This window comes from Synechococcus sp. MU1625 (genome assembly GCF_020514205.1).
In the GTDB taxonomy this organism is placed as follows: Bacteria; Cyanobacteriota; Cyanobacteriia; order PCC-6307; family Cyanobiaceae; genus Parasynechococcus.
In genome coordinates this window covers 858,037-875,983 of record NZ_VTLA01000001.1, presented here as the reverse complement: position 1 = coordinate 875,983, position 17,947 = coordinate 858,037, and the positions used below count along the sequence as shown (strand labels likewise).

Annotated in this window: 22 protein-coding genes; 9 read left to right on the top strand and 13 right to left on the bottom strand. The window is 52.0% G+C overall.

All coding sequences use genetic code 11. The features are described 5' to 3' along the window. Positions 1-21: 21 nt before the first annotated feature. On the top strand, positions 22-759 hold the full coding sequence (locus FZX13_RS05145) for a hypothetical protein (protein WP_226407899.1): 738 nt from the start codon (positions 22-24) through the stop codon (positions 757-759). A 187-nt stretch (positions 760-946) separates the two neighbouring features. Here FZX13_RS05145 and FZX13_RS05140 read toward each other — a convergent pair whose 3' ends face one another. After that, positions 947-1,159: a hypothetical protein gene (locus tag FZX13_RS05140; protein ID WP_170951270.1), complete on the bottom strand. Its 213-nt coding sequence runs from the start codon at positions 1,157-1,159 to the stop codon at positions 947-949. Positions 1,160-1,366: 207 nt separating this feature from the next. Here FZX13_RS05140 and FZX13_RS05135 point away from each other — a divergent pair, with 207 nt between their 5' ends. Then, positions 1,367-1,669 carry a hypothetical protein gene (locus FZX13_RS05135; protein ID WP_226407897.1) on the top strand — a complete coding sequence of 101 codons (303 nt, stop codon included), beginning with the start codon at positions 1,367-1,369 and terminating at the stop codon, positions 1,667-1,669. Positions 1,670-1,957: 288 nt separating this feature from the next. On the opposite strand, the gene ppk2 is transcribed toward FZX13_RS05135, so the two are convergent. From ppk2 to FZX13_RS05120, 3 genes are all read right to left on the bottom strand, one after another. Then, positions 1,958-2,872, bottom strand: coding sequence for a polyphosphate kinase 2 (gene ppk2 / locus FZX13_RS05130; protein WP_370630792.1), 915 nt, complete (start codon positions 2,870-2,872; stop codon positions 1,958-1,960). 92 nt (positions 2,873-2,964) lie between these two features. Further along, positions 2,965-4,290, bottom strand: a complete 1,326-nt coding sequence (locus FZX13_RS05125) for an ATP-binding protein (protein ID WP_226407895.1) — start codon at positions 4,288-4,290, stop codon at positions 2,965-2,967. Continuing rightward, positions 4,268-4,993, bottom strand: coding sequence for a response regulator (locus tag FZX13_RS05120; RefSeq protein WP_170951268.1), 726 nt, complete (start codon positions 4,991-4,993; stop codon positions 4,268-4,270). Before FZX13_RS05120 ends, FZX13_RS05125 begins: the two co-directional genes overlap by 23 nt. 136 nt (positions 4,994-5,129) lie before the next feature. Between FZX13_RS05120 and FZX13_RS05115 the strand changes: the two genes are divergently transcribed. After that, positions 5,130-5,594 (top strand): EF-hand domain-containing protein, encoded by a 465-nt coding sequence (locus tag FZX13_RS05115; RefSeq protein ID WP_226407893.1) that lies wholly within the window; start codon positions 5,130-5,132, stop codon positions 5,592-5,594. Here FZX13_RS05115 and FZX13_RS05110 read toward each other — a convergent pair. From FZX13_RS05110 to FZX13_RS05100, 3 genes are read right to left on the bottom strand one after another with little or no spacing between them, the layout of a single operon-like run. After that, a complete protein-coding gene (locus FZX13_RS05110; protein WP_226407892.1) occupies positions 5,579-5,947 on the bottom strand; it encodes a hypothetical protein in 369 nt (122 codons plus the stop codon). The genes FZX13_RS05115 and FZX13_RS05110 overlap by 16 nt on opposite strands. A 59-nt stretch (positions 5,948-6,006) precedes the next feature. Then, complete coding sequence (locus FZX13_RS05105; protein ID WP_226407890.1) at positions 6,007-6,621, bottom strand: DUF4335 domain-containing protein; 615 nt, start codon at positions 6,619-6,621, stop codon at positions 6,007-6,009. A gap of 7 nt (positions 6,622-6,628) precedes the next feature. After that, the gene (locus FZX13_RS05100) at positions 6,629-7,177 is read right to left on the bottom strand and encodes a DUF3038 domain-containing protein (protein ID WP_226408255.1); all 549 of its coding nucleotides are present in this window, start codon (positions 7,175-7,177) and stop codon (positions 6,629-6,631) included. Between the two features lie 151 nt (positions 7,178-7,328). On the opposite strand from FZX13_RS05100, the gene FZX13_RS05095 reads away from it, so the two are divergent. Continuing rightward, the gene (locus FZX13_RS05095) at positions 7,329-8,522 is read left to right on the top strand and encodes a hypothetical protein (RefSeq protein WP_226407888.1); all 1,194 of its coding nucleotides are present in this window, start codon (positions 7,329-7,331) and stop codon (positions 8,520-8,522) included. 937 nt (positions 8,523-9,459) lie between these two features. Here FZX13_RS05095 and FZX13_RS05090 read toward each other — a convergent pair. The 4 genes from FZX13_RS05090 to FZX13_RS05075 form a co-directional block, all read right to left on the bottom strand. After that, complete coding sequence (locus FZX13_RS05090) at positions 9,460-9,645, bottom strand: hypothetical protein (protein WP_226407886.1); 186 nt, start codon at positions 9,643-9,645, stop codon at positions 9,460-9,462. 854 nt (positions 9,646-10,499) lie between these two features. Further along, positions 10,500-10,700, bottom strand: coding sequence for a hypothetical protein (locus FZX13_RS05085; protein ID WP_226407884.1), 201 nt, complete (start codon positions 10,698-10,700; stop codon positions 10,500-10,502). Between the two features lie 531 nt (positions 10,701-11,231). Then, entirely contained in the window at positions 11,232-11,693 is a 462-nt protein-coding gene (locus FZX13_RS05080; protein ID WP_226407882.1) for a hypothetical protein, read from the bottom strand. After that, a complete protein-coding gene (locus FZX13_RS05075; protein WP_226407880.1) occupies positions 11,693-12,148 on the bottom strand; it encodes a hypothetical protein in 456 nt (151 codons plus the stop codon). The genes FZX13_RS05080 and FZX13_RS05075 overlap by 1 nt, the downstream gene beginning before the upstream one ends. Positions 12,149-12,325: 177 nt before the next feature. On the opposite strand from FZX13_RS05075, the gene FZX13_RS05070 reads away from it, so the two are divergent. The 5 genes from FZX13_RS05070 (at position 12,326) to FZX13_RS05050 (ending at position 16,554) form a co-directional block, all read left to right on the top strand. Next, positions 12,326-12,571, top strand: coding sequence for a hypothetical protein (locus FZX13_RS05070; RefSeq protein ID WP_226407878.1), 246 nt, complete (start codon positions 12,326-12,328; stop codon positions 12,569-12,571). A gap of 150 nt (positions 12,572-12,721) precedes the next feature. Then, positions 12,722-13,048 carry a hypothetical protein gene (locus FZX13_RS05065; RefSeq protein WP_226407876.1) on the top strand — a complete coding sequence of 109 codons (327 nt, stop codon included), beginning with the start codon at positions 12,722-12,724 and terminating at the stop codon, positions 13,046-13,048. Between the two features lie 586 nt (positions 13,049-13,634). Next, positions 13,635-13,931, top strand: a complete 297-nt coding sequence (locus FZX13_RS05060) for a hypothetical protein (protein WP_226407874.1) — start codon at positions 13,635-13,637, stop codon at positions 13,929-13,931. Between the two features lie 1,051 nt (positions 13,932-14,982). Beyond that, positions 14,983-15,465 (top strand): hypothetical protein, encoded by a 483-nt coding sequence (locus FZX13_RS05055; protein ID WP_226407872.1) that lies wholly within the window; start codon positions 14,983-14,985, stop codon positions 15,463-15,465. Positions 15,466-16,026: 561 nt separating this feature from the next. Then, a complete protein-coding gene (locus FZX13_RS05050; RefSeq protein WP_226407870.1) occupies positions 16,027-16,554 on the top strand; it encodes an adenine phosphoribosyltransferase in 528 nt (175 codons plus the stop codon). Here FZX13_RS05050 and FZX13_RS05045 read toward each other — a convergent pair. Both FZX13_RS05045 and FZX13_RS05040 read right to left on the bottom strand, forming a co-directional pair. After that, on the bottom strand, positions 16,545-16,757 hold the full coding sequence (locus tag FZX13_RS05045; RefSeq protein WP_115025373.1) for a DUF2949 domain-containing protein: 213 nt from the start codon (positions 16,755-16,757) through the stop codon (positions 16,545-16,547). The genes FZX13_RS05050 and FZX13_RS05045 overlap by 10 nt on opposite strands. A 20-nt stretch (positions 16,758-16,777) precedes the next feature. Next, a complete protein-coding gene (locus FZX13_RS05040) occupies positions 16,778-17,923 on the bottom strand; it encodes an FAD-dependent monooxygenase (RefSeq protein WP_226407868.1) in 1,146 nt (381 codons plus the stop codon). Between the last annotated feature and the right edge of the window lie 24 nt (positions 17,924-17,947).

Sequence of the window (17,947 nt, the reverse complement as noted above, 5' to 3'; positions counted from 1 at the left end):
TTGAGCAACTGATTCCGTTCAGTGGTCTGGGGGGTCGCTTTTTTCTGTGTGCTGGCCATCGGCAGTTGTCATTGGCTGGCCAGTTTGGTCGTCTCGCGTCCAGAGCAGCATCAGCAACGCTGGGCGTCGGTTGGAGGTGGGGCTGGCTTGGCCTATGTGTTTCTCCATCTGCTGCCGGAGTTGGCAACGGGGGGATCTGAACTTTCCGACGCTCGGGGTCTCATCGATTACGTGCCGACACCTCTGGTGGAGGCTTTGCTGTTCCTGGTTGCCCTCTTGGGCGTCCTGGTGGTTTTCAGTCTGAACGTGGTGATGAAGCAAAGGCAAGATGCACCTCCTTTTGCGGTGTGGTTGCAGCTCTTCAGCTTTGCGGCGATCAACTATCTCTATGCCTATTCCCTGCCATCACTTATCACAACCGGGATTGGTTATGGCGTCTTGTTCACTGTTGCGATCAGCGCCCACGTTCTGTTGACGGACCGCTACGCCGCGGCGCACCATCCTCAGCGATTTCGCCGTCGGAATCGTTGGATTGGAAGCGCCGCTCTTGTTGTGGGGCTTCTGCACGCCTTGGTGTTTCATCCGGTGGATGCGCTCACCCTGGCCATGGCGACGGCATTCTTGGGAGGAGGGCTTTTGATGGCGGTGTTTCGCGATGAATTGCCTGACGCGCGGCAGGCTCGTCTCCCCTGGCTCTTGGTGGGATGTGGCGGCATGGGAGGGCTGCTGCTGCTCCAACTCCTTCGCCATGGCCATTGATGCGCGTCACCGATAAGGTCAGGTGTCGCCTTCGCTTCCCTTAGAGATGTTTGAAAACGACCGCCGTCCCGCTTGGCTGAACTGGGTGTTTCTCGGGATGTTTCTCTGGTCGTCTTGGCAGCTCTTTGGTTTTTGGTCCCAGCGGCTCAGCGGTTGAGCGTTTGAAACTTGGATTGATGCGGTGCTCTTAGACAAGGGCGCCGGTCAGACGCAGGGTTCCCCACAGGTCGAAGACACAGAAAATTAGTCCGATCACGATGATGTCCCAGGCCTTATGACGCAGGGCCCAAGGAGCGAGAAACAATTCAGCAATCCCGTGGAGTGCCGTGCCCATCGCGATGTGCTCAAGCACCAGCAGGCCATGGGCCAACAGGAACAACGCACTGGCGATGCATCGCATTAGGACTTGCCAGGAACCGAGCAAAACCCGCAGGACTGGATGGTCCGACACCTTAAAGCGTGCTGACGTCTCGACTCAAGCCCAGTGAGCACTTCGGGTGAAGCCTGCTCATTTGCTATCAGCACTTAATTCTGTGATGTTATTTCTCCTGGGTTGAGGCAACACTTTTGATCGCTAAATTTCAGCTATCTCTCTTCAAGTTCCTCGATGCGTCTTCAATACTGGATGGGAGAGCAACTTAGAAAGCACAAAGAGTTGCTCTATAACCTCGGAGCGATTTCGTCCTATGCATCCATGCTGACATTCTTTTGGCATGGGATCGGCATGATTCTTGCAAAGGAGCATCCAAAACACACCTTGGTTGTGTACGCCGGGTTGACGTTATTTTCGATTTTGGTGATGGCACCCTATAAGTGGGATAAGAAATGGATGCGTATCAAGACATCGGTTGGAATGTTGGTGTTTGGTTTGTCGCTGCTAATCTATTTGTTCTGCTTCATTGTTTATTGACGAGGCTTTAGGTATTCGCATCAGATTGGTGTATCCCGAGTTGTAGTTCGGTTTTGTTCGATTGCAGTTTCTTTTGCAGTTGCTTTGTCTCAGTGAGATCGGGTTGAGCTCCCATTGGTTTCCCAGGTTGGCTGTCCTGATGGGGGTGATTCAGGGTTTGGTGAAGCCACTCAGGTGCACAGAGGCGGTCGACATGCGACGATCCCTGTGCACCCTAATGCTGCTTTATAAAAAGAGTATTGATTTGGTTGAATATTTTTTAGCTCCGCTTTTGCGCAGGAGAGCCCTTCAGCCTTTGTAGGGATAGTGGTTGGGAACAAAGAACTGTTCGTTGAAGGGAGGTCGCTTATAGCCGCCTTGCTTTGGACGTTTTGGCATCTTGATCGGTTCTGGTGTCATGTCTTCATAGGGCACCTTGCTGAGAATGTGGCTTAGGCAATTCAGGCGAGCGCGACGTTTGTCATTGGCTTCCACGGTGAACCAAGGTGCTTCTGGAATATGCGTCTTGGAAAACATGATGTCTTTCGCTTTGGAGTACTCCACCCAGCGATTGCGCGACTCGATGTCCATAGGACTCATTTTCCAGCGCCGCTCTTCGTTATCAATGCGTTCCTGGAAACGCTTCTCCTGCTCATCATCATTGATGGAGAACCAGTATTTCAGCAGCAGAATTCCGTCCTGCACCAGCATTTGCTCAAACCGGGGGCAGGACACATAGAACTGCTCGACCTGTTCGGCGCTTGCAAAGCCCATGACCTTTTCCACCCCGGCCCGGTTGTACCAGCTGCGATCGAAGACGACGATTTCTCCAGCACCGGGGAAGTGCTCGACGTAGCGCTGGAAATACCATTGGCTTTTCTGATGCTCTGACGGGGTACCCAGGGCAACCACCCGACAGCCCCTTGGGTTCAATGGTTCCGTCAGACGTTTGATCGATCCTCCCTTGCCTGCGGCATCCCGTCCTTCAAACAGGATGATCATGCGAAAGCCCGTGGCTTTCACCCAGTACTGCATCTTGACCAGTTCCGTCTGGAGTTTGGCCAGCTCCTTTTCGTAGATCTTTTTGCTCAGCCGTTTGTGCTTGTTGGAAAAGCCCTCTTGTAGCTCCACCATGAGTTCCTGAGGATGGTCGATATCGCCATCGCTGTAGTGATCTATGGCCTCGAGTACGCCTGTGAAGTCATGTTCTTTTGACTGGCGCATGCTGGAGATGGATCTTTCTTCTGTTTTGGCAGGAACGCCGTCAGCGGGCACGATCCGGGCCGATTTTTTACGGAATTACGGTACTTTTCGTCTCATCCTCGGGGGAGGTTGATGATGACGCCAAATCGTCCTGGGTCACCGTTCCCTTGCCGGAAATTGATCTTTCCCTCATGGGTGCGGACCACATGATTCACGATGGCCAGCCCTAGGCCGCAATGGCCTTGACGTCCCCGTGCCGAATCCAGGCGTTGAAAGGGTTGCAGAGCACGTTCCCAATCACTGCTGGGTATCCCCTGGCCCTGGTCCCAGACTTCAATCGCTACCTCTGATCCCGTCTTTCGTAGGCGAACGACAACTGGTGTGGTGCCATAACTGAATGCATTGTCGACCAGGTTGCTCACGGCGCGCCCCAGGGCAATCGGTCGAATTCGCGCGCTGATGGAACTGAGTTGGAGTTGCAGCTGGTTACTGGGCTGTCCAGCAACCGTTTCAGCCAGCCACTGATCCAGCGGACAGACGACATACTCCTCGCGTTCACCGCCTCCGGCGTACAACAGAAACTGGCCTGTGATCCGCTCGAGTGCATCCAGATCGCTTTGGCAGCGCGTTCGCTCATCTGCGTTCAGCTCCGGCATCGACAGACGGAACTGCAGCCGCGTCAAAGGTGCCCGCAGATCGTGGGCGATGCCCGCCAGCATGGTGACGCGCTCCCTCTGAGCTTCCGCGAGCCGACGCACCATGGCGTTGAAGCGTCGCGAGATTCGACGAACCTCTGGAGCCCCCTGCTCCGGGATTGGATCGCGGTCGTTGTCCTCCCCCACGCGGGAGACCGCGTCCTCGAGCTTTCGAAGGGGACGGGCGACATCAAGGAGTAGGTAGAGCACCCCAGTGATCACGACAGCACTCACCAGGGCCAGCAGCAGGAGCATCGGTTGCGGCGGCCAGGCGCGTGCCATCGGGAGGGGTGTGCGCAGCCAGACCGGTTCCAGCGGAGAAAACAGCTCAATCCAAACCTCGGGCGTTCCAGACCTGTTGGGGGCTGGTCGGAGCTCAGGGCAGTGCGTCAAGCGAGAGCAGAGCACCTGTTGCAGTTCCTGGCGCCGCTGGGCCATTCCCTGCGTCTCTTTGGTTGGTCTCGATGGTTGTTGGCTGACCAGCAGTTCCAGACCGGTGAGCTCGCTGATCAGTGCGGGGGGATAGCGCTCCAGGGTCAATTCGGTGAGGCGCACGTTCAACGCCAGATCTCGACCCAGCTGCAGGGTTTGGATGCGTTCCAGTTGCCGCCCGAACAGCACCTGCAGCACCAGTAGGGCCAGCATCCAACTGGCCAGAAGCGTCGTACCCCAGACACCGAAGCGGGCTAGTCCACTTGTTATCACCCGTTGGCTGGGCATCTCAGCGGGATCTCGGCGTGCCATCCGGGACAAAGACATAGCCATATCCCCAAACCGTCTGCACGTAGCGGGGCCGGCTTGGATCCGGTTCCACCAACTTGCGCACCCGTGACACCTGAACGTCCATGCTGCGGCTATCGGTGTCGCTGCCGGGACCTCGGGCGAGTTCGATCAGGCGCTCCCTGGAGAGGGGCCGATGCGGGTGGCGAACAAAGGCGGCCAGAAGACTGAACTCACCACTGGTGATCACAACCGGTTGATTGTTCTTCAGCAACGTTCGCGCGGAGAGATCCAGCTGGTTGTCGCCAAAACCGACGCACTCTCCACCTTCCACCGGTGTTCCTGCAGGCAATGCGTTGCGCCGTCGCAACACGGCTTCGATCCGGGCCGTGAGTTCCCGAGGTAAGAAGGGTTTGGCGATGTAATCATCTGCGCCCTGCTCGAGGCCGATGATCCGATCAACTCCGTCGGCACGGGCGGTGAGCATCACCACAGGGAGATCATCTCCGGCATCCCGCAGTCTTCGCAGCGCCGTCAGGCCATCATCGCCAGGCAGCATCAGATCAAACACCACCAGGTCTGGGCGTTGGCACTCCAAACGCGCCTCGAATTGCTTTACATCGCAGAGACTGCGCACGTCGTATCCCTGATCCATCAGGTACGTGCCGACCATCTTTCTCAGTTCCGGGTCGTCATCCACCACCCAGATCATGGTGTCCTTGGCCATGTCCATCAGCGGTTGGGCTGATGGTATGTAGTGGCGAAGCCTCTGTCCCTTTCCGGTAGGACCCAGTCACAGCTGATCAGGCGTCGGTCATCCATCAGTCATCGTCAGAGATGCCCAAGCTCCATAGGCTGGAGTCATGAATGCGCTGACCGCCATCCGTGTGCTCGGGCCGTTGGCATTCGTGGTGAGTCCCTTGGCGCTGCAGGCTGGCCCGGGCAATAAGACCATGCGTGTTTACAGCACCAGGATGGAAATATTGTTCATCCGCTTGGACGTCAACAGTGATGGTCGCCTGGATGCGTCTGAAGTGCAGGGACGCCGTGGGCTGAGCCGTCGGCTCAAACGCCAGAACAATCGTTCCTATCTTCTGCTGGAGGATCTACGTCTCCAGGATTCATCGCCCAGTGGGCCAAGGCTCAAGCAGCATTTCAGCCAGGCCGACCGCGACCGGAACCGTGGCTTGGATCGACGGGAAGCCAAACGCATCCCTTGGATCAGTCGCAACTTCAACGTTTTGGATCGTGATCGGGACGGAACCGTGACGCTGCAGGAGTTGTGGAATCATCAGCGCTCCTTAGCTCCGCGTCAGCGCCTTCCCTGATTGGGGGGAGACACCACCAGTCGGATGATGCGAATCAACCTCCAGAGAGCACCAAGCAGGAGGACTCCAGCCAGAAGCGCAATAGCAGTGATCAGCACGATGGCGGCGAGCCCGAGCATGGCTTCCAACAGTTGCTGAACGCCGCGAATCAGATCAGCGATGGCTTCGCTGAGCAACAGCATGATGTCGACCTGCTGGGGCAACTGATGCAGGAGCACGGCGAGGCCCGCTCCACCAGCCAGCATCAGCACGACGACAGTGAACTGACGCAAGACGGGCCCGTAGGGAAACCGACGCCGTGGCCTGAAGACCCGACGCTGATCGAGTTTGCTGCTCCGGCGTGCCTTCTTCATGGCCTGGTGCGGATCAGGATGCCGTCACTCCGGCGATTCTGAAGCGTGTTTCCTGCACGTCAACGATCTGACTGCGTCTCTGGCTTCTCCACGGGCGCTGGAGCTGGTGATGTCTCCTTGATCTCCTGAGGCAACGGAACCAGCCATGCGGTCGCAATGGAGCACGCCAGGGCGACCCCAGCGAGAAGTGGCGGCCCTAGGCGTTTTTGCAAAGGAATGCGATCAACGATCTCCTGGCGCTGCAGGGGCCGGTCCTCGGGAAACGTCCAGGTCAGCTTGACCCTGGTGTCGATCCTCAACTGATCGAGACAGCGCACCAGGTCAGCCAATTCAGCGTCATCGAGCTTGAGCTGAAGCGGCTCAACGCCCTCTCGGCTGCTGCGTAGTTCCAGCAGATGGTTTGTCTGATTCGGTCCGATGCTCACAAAACCGCTCTCCTGGCCAAAGCGGCGTTGCACTCCAGATAAGCGATGTCTGGCGTAGGGCATCACTGCTGCCATCAAGGCCTCGAGATGATCCCGGGTGCCTTCCAGTTCCGGTGCTCCCACCAACTGCAGCCGCCAGGACGAGAGGATTCCGACCGCATCACTGGAATGCCCGGCGGAGAGATCTGGAAAGCCCTCCACCACAAGCCGTGCTGCCGTTTGTTCGTATTGGTACGTCGTTTTCAACATGGTCGGCCTATGGAGTGGGATCGAGCAAGGTGGCGCGGAGCCGATTGATTCCGCCTGGGCCTGCGCAGAACGCCAGGGTGCTGATCAGCTGACGGTGCAGCGCTCCCGCCGGCTCCATCTCGAGAAGGCGAACCACGGCTTCCCGCCGCAGATTCATTCGCTCCTCAACAAGGTCCCGCAGACGCTCGTGGAATAACTGCCAACGCTGTTGCGTGAGCTGTTCCGGCTCGCGGCTCGACAGCAGTTGGTGGAGCATCGGATACAGCCGCTCCGCCATGGCACAGACCAGGCAGATCAGGGATTCGGCATCGACAGGGTCGAGCTGGTCTCGACAGGTGGTGCGCCTCAGGGGGTTGTGACAACGCCGCTTCCAGAGCTCAACCCGGTTAGGGAATTGAGCCTGGAGGCCCATCTGCTGGCTGGTCCAGACCATCGCCTCGCCACCATTGAGGTCGAGAGCCTCGATGGTCAGCAACAGCAGATCGAGACGCTCAACGCCCCGTCGGCTAAGTCGTGCACCCCCTTGGAGAATGCTGGACGATGGAGCTTCAGTCATGGCTGCGATGATGCCAGGGGCCATGCCATTGCGTCACCTGGATTTGGATCTTCAGTCGCACATTCGCTCAATAAGCGGATTGAGGCCAAGAACCCTGTTGACCACTAGAAACTAGCCCGCTAAGGTGTCTTTATAGGTATCTTTATAGACCTTGGGGAGGCGCAAGCACGGTCCTAGGCAGCTCAAGAAAGGTGGACCTTTTTTTGCTGTCCTTCACGTGCAGCAGAAAGACAGACCTTTGGTAGGCAAAGAGCGTCTAATCAAGTCCCTACAGACCACAGACCACACCCAAGCCTTCAAGCGGTATCCAACTGCCCTCAGTCAGCTTGAGAAGGAGCTGGAAGGACTCCTTAGACCAGAGACCCTTAGAGACCGCGTAGAGGCAGTCAGAGACCCTCTGGTCCCTCCTGGTGAGACCTCACTACCTCCTATGGAGTTAGCTCGTCTCACCCTTGGAGACTTCAACCCTGAAGATGCCTCACACAATGCGGTGTATCAGTCATTTGATACAGGGCAACCTCTGCCTCCTAGTTGGGATGAAGCCCTAGAGCTATGGGAAAAGGAAGCCAAGAGACGGCACCTCTCCCCTGCCTCTGTCCCTAAGTACCAACAGGTAGTTCAAGACTTCTCACCCTTTGGTCTCCCTCATCAAATCACTAAAGACATAGTCAGAGAGTGGATTGATGAGATGGAGGAGGAGTTTGCTCCTAATACCATCAAGACTAAAAAGGGTTACTTGGGTGCTGTCTTTGAAGCTCTGATCACAAGAGACAAGATAGATACTATTAATCCATTTAAGGCTGTTAAATATCAGCCTGAGATACCTCTATCTGAACAACGTAGACCTTTCACAGACAAAGAAATACAGGTCATTCATCAGAAGCATCCTCATGTCTTCTATATGTTGATGACTGGTCTTAGGTCTGGTGAGTTCTATTCCCGTATTGAAGAAGACTTGTGTAGAGGGTTCCTTACTATTGATGATCAACCATCAAAAGACAATTGGTCTCCCAAGACACGTTCCTCTTATAGAAGGCTTCCAGTACCACCTGAGTTCCAACTAGACCTTCACAACATCAAGGTGAGGTCAAAGTCCAGAGTGCTAGCTAGAGAGCTACGCAAAGACATTAAAGACAAACACGCTCCTGTTCACTCAGCAAGACATACCTTCTATTCACTCTCTAGAAGAGCTGACTGTAATGACGCAGTGATAGAAGCAATCACAGGTCACGCTAAGAAAGAAGGCTCAAGAGTTGCTCAGAGCTATGGCAACTTCAGTGATGAGGTGTTGTTGAGGGAGATACAAAAGGTCTGGGGCTTTGTGGAAGCAAAGATCCTGAATTAGCAAGCTCTTCTCATTCCCAAAGTAAATTGAGGGTTCCTTTGTATAGCTTCTTCTCTTTTACGTCTTCCCCTTTCAATTCTGAAAGACCATTCTTCTTGCGGTAAAACAAACCGCGATAAACAGATAAAATCAGAACAGACATCAAACAGAGATGGACTCGTCATCAAAACCGAAGAAGGGGAACAGGCTACAGTTTTTGCTTCTCTATTATGTGTTTTTTGGTTTCTTCTTAGGTTCTATCGCAAATTACTCTTTCTCTGAAATTCGTCGCTATCAATGTCTGGGTACTTATCTAAAGAGTCCATTACAACGCTCTGTAGATAGAAGTTCCGAGAAATTTCTTAAATTCAGAATCGAGTACATCAGCTCACCAGACATCTATCCAGATCCACTAGAAGAAACAGTGGAGTGCATTGAACATACCTTTAATAACAAGGTGGAGTTCTGGTTCTATACCTACGCGTACGGCTGGATTCTGATCTACATAATCACCAAGACATTTTGTATCACCAAGGACAACTTCTTGGAAATCGGAAGGAGTGACAAAAAAGAGAAGTCAGACAAAGGCTAGTGATGAGCTACTGGCTTGTCTTTACTTGCGTTCTTTTCGTCCCTTGTCTCAGCTATCCCTTGTCAGAAAGAGCCAACCAATAAACGTGGATACATAAATAACAACAACTACGAACAGGTTCAAAGGTAGGAATAAATCCCAAAGGAATGACACTCCAACTGCTGTCACTCCTGCCCATCCCAAGCCTTCAAGCCAATCCATTTCACCTCCTCTTCTTCCTATCAAAGATCAGCCAAAGGACAATGCTTGAACCAAGCAGATAAAGAATATTTTGCTTATTAAGGAAGTCAGGTGCATAGATCCTGAAGGCACCAATGACCAAGAAGTCTGCAAACAAATACCAGCCCAAGGCTTGGAAGTTGTAGCTCATGACTCTTTGACGTCATCAAATTCTTGAATAAGACATTCAGCTTCAAGGGGATTTATTTGGCCAAGTAGATATTCACATCTGACTTTCAACCAGCTTGATACCTGAATCTGCTGAGCCTGTGGTGTTTCATCCACAGTGATGAGTTTCAGATTCTTTCTCCAGTTCTGCTCCCAATAGGACATGACACACCAGAGGGGACATTGAACATAACGTTTCCACTCAATGGATTCTGTTACCTAGACAACAAAGAATTGAGAACTTAATTATGCCTAGACCTAACCAGAAGCAAATTAGCCTTAAAGAATATGGATACCTCTGTGGAGTAGCTGCTGCACGGGGTTCTTTTTACGATAGATACAAGGCACAAGCCCAGTCAAAAAAGGGCTAAATAATGCACTCTAAGCCCCTTTTTTGCCTCTCTAAGGGGGTTGAATTAAGAGCTCTGGTGTACTTACACCTAAGACAGTTTACTCAGCCTTGTAGCAGACGGAACTAATCCTTGTGAAGTTAGTTGTCCTTTGCATGCCCTTTTCTTTGTACTCACCAATCATGTGAACTCACTCCAAGAAACAAGATGAGCCCTTTCTGCTACCTGCTCTTGGATGGTAACAAGATTACTTCAGGTGTTCATCCTGATGCAATCATCACTGAATGCTATACACAGCTAGACGGACAAAAGGTTTATGTGGTTCTAGGTCAAAAGGAAGAAGACGCACTTCTGCACTTACACAGGATCTTTGATGAAGATGTAGCTTGACTTTACTTCCAAGCAGTTTCAGATACTTCGCGACCTCTCTTCCTGTATTCATTGCTTAATGCTCCTAAGATCATATAAATGTATTGATCATTTGCACCTGTCTTCTTCTTGAACTTTCTGAGTACTTGATTCAGATCATCAAACAGTTCAGGCAGCTCTTTTGTCTTAGAATCCAAAGTAGGGTTTGACAACCCGTGTGAAGCAATTTCTCTTGTTGACATTAAGAAGCCTGTGGAACAGATGTGGATGATGTGTTGGTATGAGGTCTTTAGATCCTTGTCATGAATCTCTGATGTTCTGGTTAAAGCCTGATATGTCTGGAGTCCTAATCTTGTAGTCATTCATCACCGCACCTAACAGCATTGTGATGTATTGATTGTCAGCACCAGTCTTCATTTGGAACTTTCTTAGTGAGTAGTCCAATTCATCAAATAGTTCACGTACATCCTTGAGTTGTTCTTTTGAAGCCCTGAAGGTCATTGCTCTTCAAGCGCAGGATGACAACAATCTCATAGGGACTTGCTGCTGTCTGTATCCAATAAATTTTCTCTCCTCAAAAAAATGACAGAAATGTCTGAGGTCTTATATACGAGCTTGCAAGGGCACAGATACCCCCAGTGGGCTAGGACGTTTCTGAGCAGTAGGAGGGGTACTGGGGGATAGGTAATACCTCTTTTCTGCTGTGTTCTGAATATTCCTTGGCTACTCAAGCTCTCTCCGCTGCTGCTTACAGACAAGACACTAGTGATACCAAGGGATGTGAGGGGTGGGGGTAGGGGTATGCCCTGCTGTTAGTAGTCCTAACTAGACGCAACTGCTTCATCCGCAGTTCCCTTTCACTGAATCTGAGGTGGCCAGCTGCAGCAGTGGGAAACCGTGACCCGATATGCATTGTGTAGTCCTCAGAGGCCTTTGCCCCAGCGGCCAACACAACTACGAAAGCTGCCAGTGAAAGCAAAGATGCAGCTAGCACTCACTTCGATGGGACGCCGTTCTTTGATCCTTGGAGTGTTAGCCCTCAAGTGCTTTCAAGATCAGCTCCAGTACAGACTCAATTCCATTTAAACGTTGATTGATCTGGTCCAGGCTCTTTGTGATCTGGCTTGTCGATACAGAAGCAGCTTTCGAATTGGTAGCCCGGATTTCCCACATTCCGGAGGTCACCGTTTGCACGGCTATTGACCATGTCTTTTTCTTAGTGGGTGGTGGACCGAGTTGCTCCTCAATCCACTCAAATGCTGCTTTGCAGGTCTTAAACCGACTTTTGAGTGCAGACTCACCTCTCTCTTCCAGAGGAAGCAGAGGTGGAGGTGTAATTGCCAGGCGAGCAGCTTGATCAGGCTCCTCCTGCGTGAGGTCAATCACCTGTTCGGTGACGGCTCTGTTGTGGTCTCCGATGGTTCGGAATAGCTCGGCATCCGTTTTGGCCATGCGAGCCATGAGAGCACCGAACTTATCGCTGAGATCCGTCATCAGAGATCTCCTCGCATCAATGCCTTCAGCCTGCTGAAGAGGTTTTGTAATCGATAGATGGTGAAGAAGCCGACACTGCCATCTGTTCCGTCATCCATTTCCTTGAGTAGTTCGTTCAGAGCTTTTTGACGACGCTCGTGGGAGACGATCTCTTCATGAAGCTCCTGGGCCATTTCCATTGCTTCAACCTTCTCCTCAGCCAGAACTCGGAGCTTGTCTTCGTAATCATGCATCCGAGTGAGAAAGACATCCTGCGCTTCCTTCAGTTCTCTGGTCCGCCGCTTGAGTTGGCCCCTGGAGCGCTGCAGTGTCTCATGGGACATCCTCATAAGGCGGAACTGGTCATTGAGGATTTTTCGTTCCAGGCCTACGGGATCAATGGGAAAGTCCCCAGTAGGTCGAATCCGTCCAGCTCCCTTGATGTTTTCAACCGCGATACAAGGCTCTTGGGTCATGGGGTTTGTGGTTCTCGACTACCCCATCACTTTCTGAGCAACGCAGTAGTTGCACATCCCTCAACTGGTTAGGAGCTGTCGAGAAAAGATCCCCCAAATGGGGGAGGTGATTCCCAGCTGGAACGGAGATGGTGTGTTCACGGGGCGAGAGCCTCACAACACACACAGGTAAAACTAATGATGAAGACCATTGCCCGCACAGCTGCCATTGCTTCCATCTCACTAGCAGTTGGTGCTGTTGCTCTAATTGCTACTCCTCCCAAGGCTGAAGCGAACGACTGGAGAGTCTTTGGCAAAGCACTTGCAGATGGGATGAAGCAATACGGCGATAGCCAAGTTGATTACTACCAACGTCAGATGGATCGCCAACGCAGTTGCACAACCAGCTTTATTGGCAACACCGCTTATACCAACTGCTACTGATTGCCCTTTGCTGGGAAGCCTGATGCCTTGATGAAGGGGGCTGAAAGCTATACAAGACCCGCAAGGGAAAAGCAGGGGGCGTTGTGATTGTCGCTATCCATCTCCTGGCAAAACACACAAACAAGCTAATTCCACCTACTAACAAGTTAAATGTCTGAACAAAACGTCCGTGATCACTTCAAACAGATTGAGTTTTGGCAGCAGCTACTAGTCACCAGTTTCCGCAATCAAATGGATTGGTGTGACCGTCTTGCTGTCAATGTTGTGATTGAACGCATCAGAGGGAAAGATGCAGACCACATCAACACCCAGGTTCAATCATGGATTGATAACCATAAAGATGTAGCAGTTGGATATCACGGAGATGATTATGAAGCTGGGCAGTATCCATTAGAGGCTGCTCCATCAATTGAAGCCGTCATTGAACGAGCCAATGAATTGACTGCTCTTTATCAAAAGGTAGACAAGGTATCTTAATGGTCTTCATTCTTGCTGCACTACTGCTTGGTATCTATGCCAATGCAATACGAATAATTCACTCTGATGCTGACTGAACAAACTCATGAAGCTAAAATTTCTCTTGGCTATTCCATTTGCACTGACTTTATTCGTTGGTCCTAATGCAGAGGCACGACCTGGTCAGCCTGGCTTTATGACACAGGTGAAACATCATATTGATGATGAGTATGTCAGGTTCATGGTGTTGACCTGTATGGACTACAAGACCTGCACGGCATCACTACTGGCAAACCTAAATTGCAGATTGCTTGAGTCCTACGAACTAGAGGGTAAAGAGATTGTCACTAGTAAGGTCTCACCTCACAGTAAATGGGGAAAGATGTGCAGAGAGGGTTTCCCTGAATACCATTCACGAATGAACTACTGACATGTCTTTCCCGCCCAGTATCAAGTTCATGAACGGACAACGTGTCAAGTACACGTATCCAGATGGCTTTCCTGATTGGTTGTCTACGATTTCTCTTAGAGAACTTGAAGATACGATTGGTAGGGAAGCCTTTAATGTACTGGTAGCTAGATTTAATGAACAACAGCAGGAGATCTAATGGGCATTCTATTTGGTCTTCTCATTCTTTATGTTGTTGCTTCCAACGAGAAGATGCAGCACTATCTAATTGCCGGTCTCTTTATAGTTCTTTCCTTAGCTTGGCTTCCTCTAACTGCTCTTATCTTTGGCAACACCTACTATGTTGGTTACAAGAGAGGGAGAAGTAGCCATCCTAATAAGTTGAGCTACGACCCAAAGCGAGATGATCTGCCTCTTTGGTTGAAAGTCACAGGCTTCACACTCATCCCTGTTTGGTGGGTAGCTATTGCCTTCCTAATCAAAAGCTATTCCTGATGAATGAAATTATTGGCGCAATCATTCTCTTGGTGATTGCTATTGCATTTCCTCCCACCAGATATGCTCTTGCTTGTCTTCTAATGATTGCTTTCTGCTTAATACATCTCCCTGGAATTGCTCTAATGGTCTTCTCCGAAAAAGTATTGCAGTGGGAGAAGGGAGAAAAAAGAAGAAACACTCTTGAGGGTGTAGGCATTCTTCTCTCACTCCTGTGGGTATGTTGGCTGTTCTCTTGGTTTATTTAATTTATTAGAGGAAGAAGCCATATTAATTGACTGAGCCCTTGAGGCTCTTTTGTAATGCCTGCTGATAACCCTGTCTATGACTGGGATATTTTAATCCCCCCCTTCTACGGATAAGAGCAACACTTCTCTTTTCAAACTCTTTTCTATGACTGAGATATTCAGGTCAGCTATTAAAAGAGGAAACGGACTGCTGCATTCAGTTGTTTGTTTTTTTGTGTCTCTGATAACTCAGTCTCTGACTGGGAAATTTGGATCGGACATGTATGAGGAGAACAGAAGGCTAGTGATCCGCCCCTACTGCGGGGAACAACTGGGCAGTCATCTACGTAAGTCCCAGCTCTAACAGCAACTTTCACACATCACAAAGCTAGTCAATGACTGGGCTATCTCAATAGGACCTCTTTAGGGAAAAGAACAACGCTTCTCTTTTCTTTCTCCTGTCCCTGATTGCGATTTTTTAATAGGCCGCTATGGCGGAGGAAAAGACACTACCTTCGCTCTCTGTGGTAGAACCTCTTGCTGGGTTTGCAGCTCTTTGGTCACCCCTTTTGCTGTATCCACTTGGCAATATATCGAGGGATATCTGGTCTCTCCGATTTTTATTATGCTTTTCCGTTACGGCGTAAAGCATACCGTTTGACTTGGCATTGTATGAACTTATTCTTTCAACTTTTGCCCTATTTATATTGCGGGTCTAACAATTTATGTTTGGCTGATTGAATAAAGACGGTCAGCTGACCTACAAGCAGGATATAGGGGTCCGGAAGGATCTTGCCACATTTGCTCCACTACTACTTATACTTATGACAGTGATTATTAAAGGCCCGCCGCCTATCAGGGCGGTAGCTTCCTTGCGCCAAAATGGCTGCATACAGGTCTATGCCCTTCTTTGGGAATCTGCCTATATGGACACCAGGATTGATAAACGTAGGAAAATCTCTAAGAAAGACCGAAGAGACTGTGGGGGCGCTTCAGAGTGGTCAATCAAGGCCTTGGCAGGCACGCTGAGTCTTGGAGAGCGAACTGTGCGTAATGCAGTCAAAACACTCCTGGAATATGGCTTTATCTCCGTAGATGGTCTTATTCCAACAGGTAAGGGTTCACCTAAACGCTTGTTCCGAGTTACACCACCCTCTGAGTTGGATAACAGGCGTGCTGCTATCTCAGTTATGGGGACAGAGTCGCTTGATTCATGTCACCTCCCAAGGACGCAAGAATTTTTAGACCCTTCTGACCTCTTCGAGGAAGATTCTGACTTTAATGATTTTCTTGAAATTACATTCTGATTTAAATCTCTGCGTTTATATGTTCATGGCTCTTCCGCTTTTTCTGAGAGCTTGCGTCTCTCGTTCTTAGCCAGCATTGACAGCTCTGCGTACTCCTCTGGTTGGAGCAGTACCTGAACTCTGTCTAAGGCTGTTGGCACCGTGTCCTGTAGTGGATAGGTACACACCTCTACGACAAGACATCACCTTGTCAATTCAGCCCTGGTGACACCTCCCTCTCACCCCTGCTAGTACTGATGTACTTGCTTGAAGTGTGTGGAGGATTGGGCGTTTCTGGATGACCGTGAGCTTGAGAGCTTCAAAGGTCTTCGGAGCTGTGCCACCTGTCATCACTTTGGGTATGTCTCCCTTGCTCAATGCCAGGTCTTAGGTGCCTGTCACCTCAAGCAAGGGCTCCTAGTCCCTGGCTCCCATTCCCTAAGGAAGTGCAAGCACTGGTCTTATTGCTCCGCACTACCTGCCGTGTGACACTGCCCCTCAGCCTGGAGGTGTCTTTACTAGGTGTCTTTATAGGTGTCTTTTTAACAATCCTCCCAACCCCTCCACTAGTCAGTCACAGCAATGTCTCCCGTGAATCTTGACGCTCACATTCGCTCAATTCCCGACTTTCCCAAGCCTGGAATTTTGTTCCGAGACATCAATCCGCTTCTGCGATCACCAGAGGCCATGGCTGAAGTGATCCGGCAGCTGGGCCGGGTGTGCGATGAGGTGAAGCCTGATCTGATCGTGGGGATCGAATCCCGGGGTTTCATTTTTGGGGCTCCTCTGGCCAGCGACCGACGCCTTGGCTTCGTGCCTGTGCGGAAGCCCGGAAAGCTTCCTGGTGAGGTGGTTGGTTTGGATTACGCCCTGGAGTACGGCACCGATCGGCTAGAGATCCAAGCCGATGCCTTTGAGAATTCGCCGCGGGTGCTTGTGGTGGACGATCTGCTTGCCACGGGTGGAACGGCTGCAGCGACGGGACAACTGGTGGAGCAGGCCGGTGGTTGCTTGGTGGGTTTTGCGTTTGTAATCGAGCTGGAGGGGCTTGGTGGGCGCCAAGCGTTGCCCGCAGCTCAACCCGTGGAAGCGTTGTTGCGTTACGGCTGACTGTTCTGCCAGTCGAAGACCTCTTCGAGCTGGTTCAAGCTCAACAAGCCAAAGCTCCAAAGCACGATCGGCAGTGGGGCCTGTTCCAGTTCCGCCTGGCGTTGCCCCAGTTCAAGGGCACTGGGGCTCAGTCCCAGCCGACGCTGAAGAAATTGCAGCAGGGAGTCGGCTGGTGGGGGTTGCCGATGGCTGCACAACACCATGGTCTTGACCGGCGCTGCTATCAGTTTGGCAACGCCTGCCAAAGCTGCATGGGGCCGTCACTCATAGCCCGCAGGCTGAGCCTGCGCAGACCAGAAAACTGTTTCAGAAGCTGCAGAGCCAAGCGCCGCAGCGGCAACAGCAGCGGTTGGCGGTTGGAAAACACACGCACCAGAAGATCAGTCGCCAAACCCACTTGGAGCACATCCAGCCAGCGGCTCATCCCGTAGTTCCTCGCGATCGTTGCGGCGCTGCCGCCCCGTTGCACGGCGCACAGAAGACCATCAACATCGCGCCAACACAGATTGAGCCCCTGCCCTCCTACGGGATGGCAGCGGTGAGCGGCTTCTCCGATCAGCACGCCTCGACCGCGGTGAAAGCGCCGAGCTAGCAGCCATTGTTGAGGGAAAGCTCTGGGTTGATCGAGCAAACGATCTGGCTCAATTCCTGGGGGAAGAACGGCGGCCAGCTGATCCAGAAACTGACTGCGCTTCAGCGCGCTGCGCTGTTGGCAACGCTGCCAGGGTGCGCTCCACACCACTTGGAAGCGTCCCTGCCCCAAAGGCAGGAGAGCGAACGGTCCTTCCGGCCGAAACAACTCACAGGCTCTGTCGTGGGCGAGTCCCCGCAGAACGACCTTGGCAGTGAGACAACCCTGGCGATAACGCATCTGCCAGTGATGGATTCCCCAGGCTTCTCGGGTGGGGGAAGCAGGTCCATCAGCCGCAACGACCAGGGCGTCTGAGCTTGGCTCAGGGCATGGGGCAGCCAGATGCAATTCAACGTTGTTCTGGCCCTCCAGTCGGGCCAGCAACAGCTTCATCAATGGACGGTGATCCAGGATCCAACCAATTCCGTCGTGGTTCCTGTTGGCGGCAGCGAGATCGGCCTGGTCGAACAGGACCCGAGAATTCGTGGCACCGTCCCGTAAATCCAGTTCTCGGAAGGGCACCAAGGCATTGGAAAGGTCCTTCCAGAGCCCGAGGGTCGTCAGCAGCCGACGACTGGAATGTGTGATTGCGTAGGCCCGGCTTCTTGCTTGAAGTTCGGAAGCTGTCAACGGGTCAAACAGGACCACACGCTGACCATTGAGGCCGAGGGCAAGTGCTGTGAGGGCACCGGTTGGACCTGCACCCAGAACGCGTATTTCAGGAAGGGATGGAGCCATTCATCAAGTCTGGCCAGCCATCCC